The organism is Micromonospora sp. bgisy143 (assembly GCF_057708145.1).
The window spans coordinates 316,868-330,249 of the sequence record NZ_JBYIRN010000002.1 but is presented as its reverse complement, the minus strand read 5'-3'; the positions used below and the strand labels follow the sequence as shown (position 1 = coordinate 330,249).

Below are 13,382 nucleotides of genomic sequence, written 5' to 3'. Positions count from 1 at the left end.
GGGAACCGCACCGAACGTCGCATTCGGCAGCACCCAGGGTGATGTTGCTCGCCGCCGGAGGGCCGGTAACGTCAGCCCCGGGCGGCGGACTGGCGGAGGTGCGGGTGGCACGCGGTGGCGTCTTCTGTGTCGAGGGTCAGTGGCACCGTGACCTCAACGAGCGCGGCTCCGTGCTGCCCACCCTCGAACTGCTGGAGCGGCTCGGCAAGATCCGCTTCATCCACAAGGACGCGGCCACCCGCGACGAGTTGTTCTACTTCCTGGACCGCTGGCTGCTGAAGCAGTACGCCGACCACCGCGTCGGCTTCTTCGCCATGCACGGCGAGCCGAGCCGGCTCTGCCTCACCGACTGGCAGTCGGTGGAGTTGAACGAGGTGGCCGAGTTGATGGCCGGCCGCTGCGAGGGGCGGCGTCTCTATTTCGGCAGCTGCTCGGTGCTGCGCGCGTCGGACGCGGTGCTGCGCGAGTTCCTGGAAGTCACCGGAGCGGCCCTGATCTGCGGTTTCACCCGGGACGTGGACTGGGTCGAATCGGCCGCATTCGAAACCGTCCTGCTCGACGTGCTGGCCAACGGGCAGCGGCACAACGCCGCCGAACTGCGGATGGGCTCGGCGCACTGGGCGCCACTGGCCGCGTACCTCGGCTTCCGGGTCATCTATGCCAACGGCCGGGCGTGGCGGCCGGCCGGCCGGCCCCGCGTGCCCGCCCAGGCGGTGCACCGCGCCGCCGCCGATCCCCGGTGATCGACCCCCACCGCCCGCGGACCCGCCGCCGGCCTGGTAGGAACGGGTGATGGCGCGCAGCATTGCGAAGAACACCCGGGTCGACCGGGACACCCTGCTCGACTTCCTCCGGCCGCGACACCGGGTCGTGCTGATGACCACCCGGGCCGACGGCCGGCCGCAGTCGTCCCCGGTCTCCGCCGGCATCGACGGCGAGGGCCGGCTGGTGGTGTCCACGTACCCCGAGCGGGCGAAGGTGACCAACATCCGCCGTGACCCCCGGGTCTCGGCGTGCGTACTCTCCGACGACTGGAACGGCCCCTGGGTGCAGCTCGACGGCACCGCCGAGGTGCTGGACCTGCCCGAGGCGCTGGAGCCGCTGGTCGAGTACTTCCGGAGCATCTCCGGCGAGCACCCGGACTGGGACGACTACCGGGCGGCGATGGTGCGCCAGGGCAAGTCGCTGATCCGGGTCACCATCGACGCCTGGGGTCCGATCGCCACCGGAGGCTTCCCGGCCCGCCTCGCCGACTGACCGCGCACTCCGCTCAGTCCGCCCGCCCTGGCCAGGCAGGTGCGCTGTCGAGCTGCCCCAAATGTGGGGCGGGCGACGGTGCTGGGGTTCGGGTGTGGGGCGGGCGACGGTGCTGGGGTTCGGGTGTGGGGCGGGCGACGGTGGTGTGGGTTCGCGGTGTGGGGGTGGCGTCCTGTCGAGCTGCCCCGGATGTGGGGCGGGCGACGACGGTGCCGTGCGATCCGCCCGGATGCGGGCGGACGCGGGTGCCGGTGCGGATGCGGATGCGGCGAGTGCCGGTGCGGATGCGGCGAGTGCCGGTGCGGATGCGGATGCGGCGAGTGCCGGTGCGGATGCGGCGAGTGCCGGTGCGGATGCGGATGCGGATGCGGCGAGTGCCGGTGCACGGGTGCCGTGCTGTTGCCCGCGAAAGTCCTCTCCGGCCTCGCGGCGTCTGCCCCATATTTGGAGCAGCTCGACAGGGGCCGACCGCCGACCGCCTGGCCGCCGACCGACCCGCCCGTCAGTAGGCGGCGGTGAAGCGGGTGTTGACGTACCGGGGCTGCTCGATCTCGTCGACGATCGCGACCGCCAGATCCTCGTAGGTGAGCACCGACCGGCCCTGGTCGTCGGTGACCGGCTCGTCGGTGCCCGTGCGGTAGTGCCCGGTGCGGTCGCCGGGGTGGAACTCCAACGGCGGCGGCGAGACGTACGTCCAGCGCACCCCGTCTGCGGAGCTGCGGTAGTACTCCAGCGCGTCGGCCTGGCCGAGCGCGGAGTCCCGGTACTGCTCGGGGAAGTCCGGCTCGTCGAGGAAGCGGGTGCCGCGTGGGGTGAGCAGGGTGGACCCGCCACCCAGGTGGATGATCCGGGGCGCGGCCGGCAGGGACCGCAGGGTGGTCACCAGGGTCTCGGCGGCCGAGCGCCAGAGTCCGCGCTCGCCGCCACCGATGGCCACCACCAGCGCGTCCGCGTCCGGTGCCAACTCCCGGACGCTGCGTTCGCTGGTGGCGTCGCCGGTGACCGTGCGCACCCCGTCCGGCAGGTACGAGGTCGCCTCCGGCCGACGGACCGCGGCGATCACCCGGTGCCCCCGGTCGGCGGCCTCGGCGACGACCCGCGACCCGGCGGTGCCGCCCGCGCCAAAAACGACGATGGTGCTCACCAGCCCAGGCTAGGGACCGGGCCCCTCGCCCGCCGGTCAAACGGCGATCCCGGTCAGTCGACCAGGGCGGCGTAGACGAGTTGGCGCAGCTGGGAGCGGAGTGGGTAGGTGCTCGACGGCAGGAGCTGGGTGAACAGCAGCGCGGTGATCTCCTCGGTCGGGTCCACCCAGAAGGCGGTGCTGGCCACCCCGCCCCAGTAATACTCGCCGACGCTGCTCGGCACCCGGCTCGGGATCGGGTCCTCGACGACCGCGAAGCCGAGGCCGAAGCCGACCCCGTCCAGGGTGCTCTCGGCGAAGCCGCCGGTGGACAGGGTCCCCAGGTCCTGCCCGCCGGGCAGGTGGTTGCGGGCCATGAAACGGACCGTGCGCGGTCCGAGCAGACGTACGCCGTCCAACTCGCCGCCGCGCAGCAGCAGCTGGGTGAAGCGGTGGTAGTCGGCGGCGCTGGAGATCAGCCCACCGCCGCCGGAGAGCAGGCCGGGCTTGTGGTGCGCGAGGGCGCCGAGGTGGTCGTAGCGGACGGCCTGCCCGCTGCGCGGGTCCGGCGCGTACAGCGCGGCCAGCCGCTCGGCCTCGTCGCCCTCGACCCACCAGCGGGTGTCCGTCATGCCCAGCGGGGTGAAGATCCGGTCGGCGAAGAAGGCGTCGAGGCTCTGTCCGGAGACCACCTCGACCAGCCGACCGAGCACGTCCGTGGCGACCGAGTAACCCCAGGCCGAGCCGGGCTGGAACAGCAGCGGCAGTTCGCCGAAGGCCGCGCAGGCGGTGGCCAGGTCGACGTCCGCGGGCGGGTACAGGTCGTAGCCGGCGGCCCGGTAGAGCCCGTCGACCACCGACGTCTGCATGAAGCCGTACGTCAGGCCGGCCGTGTGGGTGAGCAGGTGCCAGACCCGGATCGGCTCGGTCGCCGGCACCGTGTACGGCTTGAGCGTCGAGCCCTTCGAGTAGACCCGCATGTCGGCGAACTCGGGCAGCCAGCGGCTGATCTCGTCGGTCAGCTCGAAGCGGCCCTCCTCCCACAGCATCATCGCCGCGACCGAGGTGACCGGCTTGGTCATCGAGTAGATGCGCCAGAGCGTGTCCGCCTCGACCGGCGCACCCGACTCCCGGTCCCGCAGGCCGTACGTCGAGGAGTGCGCCACCTCGCCGCGGCGGGTGACGACCACCTGCCAGCCGGCAAGCCGGCCGGCGTCGACGTACCTGCCGAAGTGTTCGTCGATCCGGGCCAGCCGCGCCGGGTCGAAGCCGATCTCGTCGGGGTCCTTGCTCCGCGCCACACTCACGCCGCCGAAACTACTCGCCGGTACGCCGCCATCGGAAGGGGGCGGCTCCCCGGTGGTGTCGGTCGCCGGCACTAACCTGGCCGAATGCCGGAGTCGACCGAGGACGTGACCTTCCGCGACGAGGACTGGTACGGCGAGGAGCTGGCCGACCGTCACTTCGTGGCCTGCGAGTTCTTCGACGTGGACCTGACCGAGGCGATCACCCGGGGCGCGGTCTTCACCGGCTGCACCTTCGGCAACGTGCGGTTCAACGCGTCCCGGCACCTCGACTCGGCGTTCACCCGCTGTGTCTTCACCCGCTGCAACTTTTTCGAGGCCGAGTTCACCGGCTGCAAGCTGGTGGGCAGCACCTTCGTCCAGTGCGAGCTGCGCCCGTTGCGTGTCGACGGCGGAGACTGGTCGTTCGTCGCGCTGCCCGGCGCGGACCTGCGCGCCGTCCGGCTGACCGACGTGCGGATGCGCGAGGTCGACCTGACCGGCGCTAACCTCACCGGGGCCACCGTGACCGGCGTCGACCTCTCCGGAGCGCAGCTTCAGCGCTGCCGCCTCGGTGGCGCCGACCTGCGGCGCAGTGATCTCACCGCGCTGGACCCGACCTCGGTCGAGCGGGCCGGCGCGCTCGTGGACGCCGAGCAGGCGCTCGTCATCGCACAGGCGCTCGGCTTCCGGATCGGCTGACTCCCGGTCGGCCAACCGCTGTCCCATACCGTCCCGATCCGGACTGGACACGCCATGCTGTCCCGATTTAGCGTGTCGACCACGCCGGTGCAATCGTGAACGACCCACAGTGGACGGTCGATCCGTCATGTGCGGTGGCGGTCGGGCGGCAACGTGGAGGAGTCGGTGGCGGACGAGGACCGTACGCGGGATGGTTCGCGGGCCGGGGACGAGCCGGCAGCTCGACCGGCGTCGCACCGGCCGCGATCCGTCGCCGGCCTGAACCACCGAGCGCTGCGCCGGCTCGCCCGCTCCCGCCAACGGCGGCTCTGGGCGCTGGAAGGAGTCGGCGCGGTCGTCTGTCTGGTGGTGCTCGTCGCGTACCTCGGCACCCGGTCCGGCCCGGATTCGGGTGACGGGACGATCGGCGGCTCGGGTGGTGTGCCCGCCGGCGCGGCCCGCCCGACCGGCCTGCCGGGCGCGGACGGACGGACCAGCGAGGCCGGCCCGGCGCTGCCGGGTCTACGGCCTCGGCAGCGGCCGCCCTCGCCCGACCCGAGCCCGTCGACGAGCCCGCCCGCCGCCGAGACGGCGAAGCCGTCCGCGCCGCTGCTGTCGGTGACCCGCGCCGAGGTACCCGCCGAGGTCGACCTGACCGCCGTGGGCACCCGGGACTGGATGCACTGGGGGCTGCGTGGCGGCAACTCGACGGTCCGCAAGAGCGCCGGCTCCGGGGAGATCGTCGACGGGGGCGGCAAGGGCCGCCGGATCGGCTGGGACGGCAACCAGGAGGTCGTCCGCTGGTCCGACGGCGCGCCCGACCGGTGGGACCGGGGCAGCTCCGACGGGGTCTACACCTGCGGCGTGGGCAACGGGTTCAGCCTGACGGTCGCCGGCAGCGGGGCGCCGCGCACCGTCCAGGTCTACGCCGGTATCTGGATGGCGCGGGGTCGGCTCGACGTGCGGTTGTCCACCGGTGGGCCGGTCAGCACCCTGCGCCTGGAGGATCCGTACACCAGCCAGAGCGCCCAGTTCGTCATCCGCTTCGCGGCGCCGAAGGACGCCCGGCTGGTGGTGACCTGGACGGTCGAGAAGGTCTTCACCGAGCACTGCGGCAACGTCGGCCTCCAGGCTGTCGCGCTGCGCTGAGCGGGACAGTTTGTCCGTCGCCCTGCGTCGCCGGCGACGTAACTTTCTGCTGTCCCCGTCCACCTTCCACTGTGGAGGCAGCGCAGATGAGCAGCGGTACCGCCGTTTCCCCCGGCGTCGACGACCCGGAGGTGCTCCGCGACATTCCCCTGCCGCCGTACGTGACGGGCGAGGACGCCCAGTTCGCGGTCCGCGCGGTGGTGGTGCACGCGCCCCGGCGCTGGTCCGGTGGGGTGGTCTGTCGCAACGACGCCAGCCCGCACCCGTGCCGGCTGCACCGCTGGGGTACCCGGGTGTTGACGCTCCGCGGGCTGCACGCCGCCGAGATCGCCGCGCTCATCGAACGCGGCGACCCGGCGGCGGTGCCACCCACACCGAAGCGTCCGGCCTGACCGGGTCCCGTTGTCAGCAGGTGATCGGCTTGACCCAGGAACATTCGACGCCCTCCGGCGTACGCGGAGCCTGGGGCACCTCGGGCGCGGCGACCCGAGCCGTGCTCGCGCCGTCCTCGTGGTGCCCGGCCAGCGTCACCGCGATCTGGTCCTCCAGCGTCTTGACCGACGCCGTCAGGTAGTTGTTGAGCAGGATGGAGAACGCCAGCAGGTGGCCGTCCGCGCTGGTGACGTAGCCGGACAGCCCCGATACGCCGGTCAGGCTGCCGGTCTTGGCGTGGACGTTGCCCGCTGCCGGGGTGCCGGCCATCCGGCTGCGTAGCGTGCCACCGACGAACCGCTCCGGTTGCCCCGCGACGGGCAGTGCCTCGTACCAGGTGGCGAACCAGGGTTGGGCGCGTACGGCGGTCAGCAGGTCGACGAACTCCGCCGCCGGCACCAGGTTGCGGCGGGACAGGCCCGACCCGTCGCGTTGGCGCAACGTTCCGGTGTCCATTCCGGTGTCGGCGACGTACTCGCTGATGGCGGTGAGACCGGCGGACCAGGTGCCGGTGCCGGAGAGCACCCGGCCGATCTCCTTGGTCAGGACCTCGGCGTGCCCGTTGTTGGAGAGCTTCAGGAACGGCGTCATCAGCTCGCCCAGGCTCATCGATTCGTGGCTGGCCACCGGGTGGGCCGTCGTCGGGGTGGGCTGACCGAGCACGGTCCGGCCGAGCACCCGTACGCCGTGCCGGTGCAGCGCCGCCCGGAACACCTCGGCGGCGAGGCCGGTGGGCTCCCAGACGGTCACCCAGTCGCTGGCGGGTTCGTCGCCGACGGCGATCTGTCCGGTCACCACGATCGCGTTGCTGCCGTGCTCGCGCTCGATGGAGATCGAGGTCTCGCCCGCGCTGACCGTCTCGGCGCGGTTGTCGACGCGGAGGTAGCCGGTGGGCGGCGTGGTGGTGACCACCGGCGGGGCGCCGGCCCGGTCGGCCGGCGCGGCGTGCACGATCACGGTGCCCGCGTCGTAGTCGGTGTCCGGGGCGACGGTCAGCGCGGAGACCTGCGCGGCGTAGTAGTAGGGCTCGTCGTCCCACGTCCAGTCGGGTCCCAGCCGGGTACGGTCGTAGCGGGTGTCGTCGGCGACCAGGTTGCCGGTGACGACCCGGACGCCGGTTGCGGCGACCTGCGCGGCGAGCGCGTCGTAGTCGGCCGCGAGCATGGTCGGATCGCCGCCGCCGCGCAGGTAGAGACTGCCGGCGAGCAGCCCGGCGCGGCGCGCGCCGGTGCTCTGCACGTCGGTGCGGAAGTGGTGGCCGGGACCGAGCAGTCCCAGGGCGGCGGTCGAGGTCAGCAACTTGGTGTTGGAGGCGGGGACGAGCCGCCGTTCGCCGTTGCGGTCGTAGAGGGTCTCCCCGGTGCTGGTGTCGACGACGACCACCGACGTCTGTGCGCCGGCGAGCCGACTGTCGGCGAGGATCGCGTCGATGGTGGCGCGCAGCCGGGTGGTCGCGGGGGTGGGCGACTCGGCGGTGGCACCGGACGCGCCGACGGTGGCCACGGTGGCGACCAACGCGAGCAGCGCGACGGCGCGTGGAAAGAGACGACGATGCATGCGCCGATGCTGCCATGAAGGTAATCGCCGGAAAAGAGGCGCGGACGAAGGTTATTGCCCTTCGCGATGTCCCGGTCGGCCGAGCGCTCGCTCGTGGCCGCCCCAGTAGTGCCGTTGCCCGCCCATCACCAGCGGCGCCACCAACGCGGCGAGTGCCCCGCCGAGCAGTGGAAAGACGATGAACACCCAGAGTTGGCGCAGCGCCGTGCCGCCCTCGAAGACGGCCGGACCGAAGGCGCGGGCCGGGTTGACCGCCGCGCCGGTCAGCGTCAGGCCGACGAGTTGGGTGGTGGCCAGGGCCAGCCCGATCGCCACGCCGGCGATGCCGGGGTTCTCGCTGCGGCTGGTCACGACGAGGACGACCAGGACGAACAGGAAGGTCAGCACGATCTCCAGCACGGCCGCACCACCCCGGTTGATGTGCGCGCCGTACCCGTTCGAGCCCAGCGCCCCGGTCTGGTCCACGACGTCACCCCAGCGGGTCAGCGCCCAGAGCAGGAAACCGGCCACCGTCGCCCCGGCGAACTGCGCGATCCAGTAGGCGACAGCGCCGAGCACCGAGATCTTTCCGGAGAGCAGGACGCCCAGCGTCACCGCCGGGTTGACGTGACTGCCGGAGAGCGGGCCGATCGTGTAGACGAGCGCCAGCAGGACGAACCCGAAGGCCAAGGCGACGACCACCACGCCGCCCTGGACGCGCGCGGCGACGGCGGCACCCACACCGAAGAAGACCAGCAGCAGCGTGCCGAGGAATTCGGCGGCGGCGCGACGGGCGTCATCCATCATTTACTCAGCGTAAGGATAGTTCCGCTCATTGGTGGGCAAATGAAGGCCGTGACCAGGGCTGGAGCGGGTGCTGGACTGATCCCGCTCTATTTGACGGATCGCGCGGCGGCGGGCACCGTGGGCAGGGAAGGGGCCCGTCAGCTGCCCCGATTCGATGCGACGGCGATGACCGTCCGTTCCCTCCCGTCGCCTCCCACGCGTGCTCGTACGCGGGCCGATCTCCCGGTCTGCGCGACTACCGACCGCGAGCCGAGAAACCACGAGGAGTTCCACCGATGCTCACCATGACCGACAACGCCGTGCTCGTCATCCGTGACCTCGCCAACCAGCAGGACGTGGCCCAGGACGGTGGCGTGCGGATCGCCGCCGACACCGACGCCGGATCGCTCACCGTCGAGCTGGTGCCCGAGCCGGAGCAGGGCGACCAGGTCGTCGACAACCAGGGGGCGCGGATCTTCCTCGACCCGGACGCCGCCGAACTGCTCGGTGACGCCTCGGTGGACGCCACCGTCGACGACGAGGGCATCATCCAGTTCGGCTTCACCGAGAAGCAGTAGGGGTTCTCACCGGGGCGATCGACCCCGCTGCGGCGGTCCCGGCCGGGCGTCCCACCCCGACCGGCCGGGGTCGTCGGGCCGCAGCAGTGCGGCGAGCACGTGCGCCAGATGGTGCGACGTGCTCCACGCCGTCCAGTTCGCGGCGGACCCGGCCCCGGCCCCTCGGCGGGCACGGCGCAGCAACTCGTGGTCCCCCCAGGACAACGCCGCCCCGACGCTCGAGAAGTGCGGCGCCGCCACCAGCGTCCGGCACAGGTCGGCGAAGCGGTCGTCGCCCCGGCCGCCCCGGCGCGACCAGCGGTAGACCCACCAGCCGTCGTCGGCGGTGTACCGGACCGTGGGTAGCCGGTCACCGGGGTCGCCCGAGTCGGGCAGCGCCGAGCCGACGCCGTAGTCGCCGTAGTCGACCCCGACGTCGGCCAGTCGCTGCCAGAGCTGCCAGTCCCAGCGTTCCAGCCGTACCGGCTCGTCGGTGGGTAGCCGGGACAGCGTCGGCGGCATACCGCCCGCCGCCACCGTCGCCGACCGCCAGGCGTGGCGACGGGCCCAGTCCAGCAGCCGTCGTACCCGGGGTTCCGCCACCCGCACGTCCGCCGGGCAGCAGACGTCACCCGCGTCCACCAGCAGATGGCACTCCTCCGGCGCGAGGCCGGTGTACCGCCAGATCCGCTCGACAGCGGTCGTGTCCGCGTCCGGGCCCGCCCGGTCGTGCGCGGTCCGCACCCGGACCAGCGCCCGCCGGCCGTACGCCCGGGCCGCTGCGCCGTGCGCGACGAGCCGCCGCTCACTCTCCGCGAGGCCGATGACGGGCATCAGCGGTACGCCCCACCGGACCAGCTCCGTGTCGATCGAGTCGGGCAGGGCGCTCACGTCGATGGCCGGCAGCAGGCCGACCGGTAGTCGCCGCAGACCGTCCATCGTGGACCGGTCGACGGTGTCGACCTCCAGGATCGGCGCGACGAGCGGGGCGGTCGCGGGATCGAGGTGGGTGAGGGCTTCCAGCTCGCCGCGTCGGCGGCTGGCGAGGATGGGGCGGTAGACCGGCGCCACTGCCCGGCCCCCGTGGGCGGGCACCATACTTCAATCTAGTCAGGCATTCGCATGCCTACCCACTTTCTGGTACCGAAAATCTGCTGTCCGGCTGTCGGTTCGGCGACTACGCTCGCCCGATGTCCGCGCCGCCGTACCGTTACCGCTCCACCGACGAGGACAGCGCCCGCTGGGTCGGCTTTCCGTTCCGGGCCGGCGACATCGTGATCAGCACCCGTTCCAAGAGCGGCACCACCTGGATGCAGATGATCTGCGCGTTGCTGGTGCTGGGGACTCCCGAGCTGCCGGCGACACTGTCCGAGTTGTCGCCCTGGCTGGACTGGTTGGGCGAGCCGCGGGACGTGGTGTACGAGCGGTTGGCCGCGCAGCCGCACCGCCGGTTCATCAAGACGCACACCCCGCTGGACGGGGTACCGCTCGATCCCCGGGCGCACTACGTGGTGGTGGCGCGGCATCCACTGGACATGGCCGTCTCCCTCTACCACCAGGCGGGCAACCTCGACCGGACCCGGGTCGCGGAGCTGACCGGCCAGCCGGCGCCGGCGGGGCCGCCGCGCGTTCGTCCGGTGCTCGGGCAGTGGCTGCCGAGCTGGGTCGACCACGAGGTGGACCCGCGCGCCGAGTTGGACTCCCTGCCCGGGGTGTTCTGGCACCTGCGGGACGCCTGGGACCGCCGGCACGAACCGAACGTCACGCTGGTGCACTACGACGATCTCCGGGCCGACCTGGGCGCGCAGATGCGACTGCTGGCCGACCGCTGGGGTGTCGAGGTGCCCGCCGGGCGCTGGCCCGCGTTGGTCGAGGCGGCCACGTTCGACCGGATGCGGGAGCGCGCCGACCAGCTCGCCCCGGACACCCTCGGGGTGTTGCGGGACCGCCGGGCGTTCTTCCGGCGCGGCGGCTCGGGGCAGGGCCGTGACCTGCTGGACGCGGCCGCCCTGGAGCGCTACGAGCAGCGGGCGCGGACGCTGGCCCCACCGGATCTGCTCGCCTGGCTGCACCGCGACGCCTGAGGCGGACGGGAGAACGAGCGCGCGGCGCCGCTCCGACCGGTGGTCGCAACGTCGCCGCGCTCTGGCCGTCTCCCACCATCGCAGCCGTTCGGCGGTACGCCAGTGGGGACCTGGCTCGACCGGCCGTCCGCGCCGGTCAGCGTTGTCGATCCCCGGTCGGAGCGGACTCAAACCTGCCGAGCGTGGGGAATTCCACCATCTGCCAGTCCCGGCGTGACGCGGGACCGAACGGGGTATGAGCGGGCCATGGAGCATTTCACGATCGCGACCGTTGCCGAGAAGAGCCCCGACTTCCGGCGGGTGCTGTGGACCGGCGAGCACACCCAGTTGGTGATCATGACGATTCCGCCGGGCGGTGAGATCGGCGAGGAGGTGCACGAGGGCATCGACCAGATCCTGACCTTCGTCAGCGGAACGGGCGAGGCCCGGGTCGCCGGTGCGAAGCGTGAGGTCGTCGCGGGTGACCTGGTCGTCGTGCCGTCCGGCACGAAGCACAACTTCGTCAACACCGGCCCGAACCCGCTGGTGCTCTACACCGTCTACGGCCCTCCCGAGCACGCCGACCAGGCGGTGCACCACACCAAGGAGGAGGCCGACCGGGCCGAGGAGGCCGGCGAGGACGAGCCGCCGACCGCGTGACGCCGGCGGCCTGAACCGGGCCGATCCGGGTACGCGCGGTGGGTGACACAGCCGCCGATCTCCGACTACGGGTTCCTCTCGGACTCCCGTTCCGGAGCGCTGGTCGGCATCGACGGCTCGATCGACTGGTGGTGTCCGCACCGGTTCGACGGCGCTTCGGTCTTCGGCCGGCTGCTCGACCCGGACGGCGGACACTTCCGGTTGGCGCCGGTCGGTGCCGGCGGTCCGGGGTACCGGGTCGAGCGCGCGTACCGTCCGGACACGCTCATCCTGCGCACCGTGCACCACACGCCGCACGGGAGCGTGGCGGTGACGGACGCGCTCGCCGCCGAGGTGGGTGCCCGAGCGCACGAGCTGGGCATGAACTCGCCCGCCGTGCTCGTCCGAGTGGTCGAGGGCCTGTCCGGGCGGGTACGGATGGCGCTGGACTTCGCCCCGCGCCCCGAGTACGGGCTGGTCACGCCCTACCTGCACGAGCGGCCCGGCGGCGCGGTGGTGGCCAACGCCGGCCCGGTGATGCTCGTGTTGCGCGGCAGCGGCCTGCCGCTGCGGGCGGGCCGCGACCGGGTGACCCACGAGTTCGAGGTCGCCGCCGGCCAGGTGGTGGGTCTCGACGTGGCGTTCGGGCAGGTGTACGGGAAACCGCCGGTCGAACTGGACCCACTGACCGCCCTCGCCAACACGACCCGTACCTGGGAGGCGTTCCGGGAGACGCACCGGTACCGGGGCCGGTACCCCGAACTGGTCCGTCACAGCGCGACGGTGCTGGCCGGTCTGACCTATGCCCGCAGCGGGGCGGTGGCGGCGGCGTTGACCAGTTCGTTGCCGGAACAGATCGGCGGCGACCGCAACTACGACTACCGCTACTCCTGGTTGCGGGACTTCTCGTTGACGATGCGCGCCCTCTGGGTGGCCGCCTGCCCGGACGAGACGTCCCGCCTGTTCGCCTGGGCGGCCCGGTCGATCGGCCAGTTCGGCGACGAGCCGGTGCCGGTGCTCTTCGGGTTGGAGGGCGAACGGGACCTCTCCGAGCACCACTGCACCCACCTGCGCGGGTACCGCGACAGCCGCCCGGTGCGGGTCGGCAACGACGCCTGGAAGCAGCGGCAGCTCGACGTGCCGGGTGAGGTGCTCTCGGCGGTGTGGCGGCTGCGCGACTACCTCGGCACGGAGTTCGAGTCGGAGCTGCGGGAGATGGTGCTCGGGCTGACCGAGCAGGTGGCGGCGACCTGGCACCTGCCGGACCGGGGGATCTGGGAGACCCGGGAGGACGAGCGGCACTACCTCTCCTCGAAGGTCTCCTGCTGGTTGGCCATGGACCGGGCGGTGGGGCTCGCCGACCGGCTCGGTGAGCGGGCCGACCCGCGTCGCTGGGCCGTCGTGCGGGACGAGATCCGCGAGGCGGTGCTGCGCGACGGCTGGAACGACCGGATCGGCGCGTTCACCGGCTCCTTCGGCTCGGCCGAGCTGGACGCCTCGGTGCTCGCCCTGCCGGTGGCGCACTTCCTGCCGGCGACCGACCCCCGGATGCGCTCGACCATCGCGATGGTGGAGCGGGAGCTGGGTACGGAGGACGGGCTGGTCCGGCGCTGGACGAGTGACCCGGCCGGGTTCCTGCTGTGCTCGTTCTGGCTGGTGGAGTGCCTGGTGATGGCGGGTGAGCCGCGACGGGCCGAGGAGTTGTTCGAGCGCGTGGTGGGCCACGCCAACGACGTGGGCCTGTTCAGCGAGCAGATCGACCTGAGCACCGGGGCGCAGCTCGGCAACATGCCGCAGGCGCTGTCCCACATCGGGCTGATCAACGCCGCCTGGCGGCTCACCGAGCCGAACAGCTTCTGAGCCGGGCCGCGGAAAT

At 72.4% G+C, this 13,382-nt stretch carries 14 protein-coding genes; 9 read left to right on the top strand and 5 right to left on the bottom strand.

Annotation, left to right across the window (positions count from 1 at the left end; all coding sequences use genetic code 11):
• Positions 1-104 precede the first annotated feature (104 nt).
• Both AC3EN4_RS04450 and AC3EN4_RS04445 read left to right on the top strand, forming a co-directional pair.
• A complete protein-coding gene (locus AC3EN4_RS04450; protein WP_422738525.1) occupies positions 105-743 on the top strand; it encodes a DUF6642 family protein in 639 nt (212 codons plus the stop codon).
• Between the two features lie 49 nt (positions 744-792).
• Positions 793-1,257, top strand: a complete 465-nt coding sequence (locus tag AC3EN4_RS04445; RefSeq protein WP_422738526.1) for a PPOX class F420-dependent oxidoreductase — start codon at positions 793-795, stop codon at positions 1,255-1,257.
• A 502-nt stretch (positions 1,258-1,759) separates the two neighbouring features.
• Here the strand turns inward: AC3EN4_RS04445 and AC3EN4_RS04440 are convergent.
• Positions 1,760-2,401: an NAD(P)-dependent oxidoreductase gene (locus tag AC3EN4_RS04440; RefSeq protein ID WP_435204631.1), complete on the bottom strand. Its 642-nt coding sequence runs from the start codon at positions 2,399-2,401 to the stop codon at positions 1,760-1,762.
• Between the two features lie 53 nt (positions 2,402-2,454).
• Complete coding sequence (locus AC3EN4_RS04435; RefSeq protein WP_435204630.1) at positions 2,455-3,687, bottom strand: serine hydrolase domain-containing protein; 1,233 nt, start codon at positions 3,685-3,687, stop codon at positions 2,455-2,457.
• Positions 3,688-3,771: 84 nt separating this feature from the next.
• Here AC3EN4_RS04435 and AC3EN4_RS04430 point away from each other — a divergent pair, with 84 nt between their 5' ends.
• The 3 genes from AC3EN4_RS04430 to AC3EN4_RS04420 all read left to right on the top strand — a co-directional run bounded on the left by AC3EN4_RS04430 (position 3,772) and on the right by AC3EN4_RS04420 (position 5,885).
• On the top strand, positions 3,772-4,365 hold the full coding sequence (locus AC3EN4_RS04430; RefSeq protein ID WP_435204629.1) for a pentapeptide repeat-containing protein: 594 nt from the start codon (positions 3,772-3,774) through the stop codon (positions 4,363-4,365).
• Between the two features lie 165 nt (positions 4,366-4,530).
• Entirely contained in the window at positions 4,531-5,493 is a 963-nt protein-coding gene (locus AC3EN4_RS04425; protein WP_435204628.1) for a hypothetical protein, read from the top strand.
• 86 nt (positions 5,494-5,579) lie between these two features.
• A complete protein-coding gene (locus AC3EN4_RS04420; protein WP_435204627.1) occupies positions 5,580-5,885 on the top strand; it encodes a hypothetical protein in 306 nt (101 codons plus the stop codon).
• 13 nt (positions 5,886-5,898) lie between these two features.
• On the opposite strand, the gene dacB is transcribed toward AC3EN4_RS04420, so the two are convergent.
• A complete protein-coding gene (gene dacB, locus AC3EN4_RS04415; RefSeq protein ID WP_435204626.1) occupies positions 5,899-7,482 on the bottom strand; it encodes a D-alanyl-D-alanine carboxypeptidase/D-alanyl-D-alanine endopeptidase in 1,584 nt (527 codons plus the stop codon).
• Between the two features lie 51 nt (positions 7,483-7,533).
• Positions 7,534-8,268: an MIP/aquaporin family protein gene (locus AC3EN4_RS04410; RefSeq protein ID WP_422738534.1), complete on the bottom strand. Its 735-nt coding sequence runs from the start codon at positions 8,266-8,268 to the stop codon at positions 7,534-7,536.
• A gap of 275 nt (positions 8,269-8,543) precedes the next feature.
• On the opposite strand from AC3EN4_RS04410, the gene AC3EN4_RS04405 reads away from it, so the two are divergent.
• Positions 8,544-8,825, top strand: coding sequence for an adhesin (locus AC3EN4_RS04405; protein ID WP_355051907.1), 282 nt, complete (start codon positions 8,544-8,546; stop codon positions 8,823-8,825).
• Between the two features lie 6 nt (positions 8,826-8,831).
• Here AC3EN4_RS04405 and AC3EN4_RS04400 read toward each other — a convergent pair whose 3' ends face one another.
• Entirely contained in the window at positions 8,832-9,902 is a 1,071-nt protein-coding gene (locus tag AC3EN4_RS04400; protein ID WP_435204624.1) for a beta family protein, read from the bottom strand.
• Between the two features lie 92 nt (positions 9,903-9,994).
• Between AC3EN4_RS04400 and AC3EN4_RS04395 the strand changes: the two genes are divergently transcribed.
• The 3 genes from AC3EN4_RS04395 (at position 9,995) to AC3EN4_RS04385 (ending at position 13,366) form a co-directional block, all read left to right on the top strand.
• Positions 9,995-10,888 carry a sulfotransferase domain-containing protein gene (locus AC3EN4_RS04395; RefSeq protein WP_435204623.1) on the top strand — a complete coding sequence of 298 codons (894 nt, stop codon included), beginning with the start codon at positions 9,995-9,997 and terminating at the stop codon, positions 10,886-10,888.
• 246 nt (positions 10,889-11,134) lie between these two features.
• Positions 11,135-11,527 (top strand): cupin domain-containing protein, encoded by a 393-nt coding sequence (locus tag AC3EN4_RS04390; RefSeq protein WP_422738538.1) that lies wholly within the window; start codon positions 11,135-11,137, stop codon positions 11,525-11,527.
• 42 nt (positions 11,528-11,569) lie between these two features.
• Positions 11,570-13,366 carry a glycoside hydrolase family 15 protein gene (locus tag AC3EN4_RS04385; protein ID WP_435204622.1) on the top strand — a complete coding sequence of 599 codons (1,797 nt, stop codon included), beginning with the start codon at positions 11,570-11,572 and terminating at the stop codon, positions 13,364-13,366.
• The last annotated feature ends 16 nt before the right edge of the window (positions 13,367-13,382 follow it).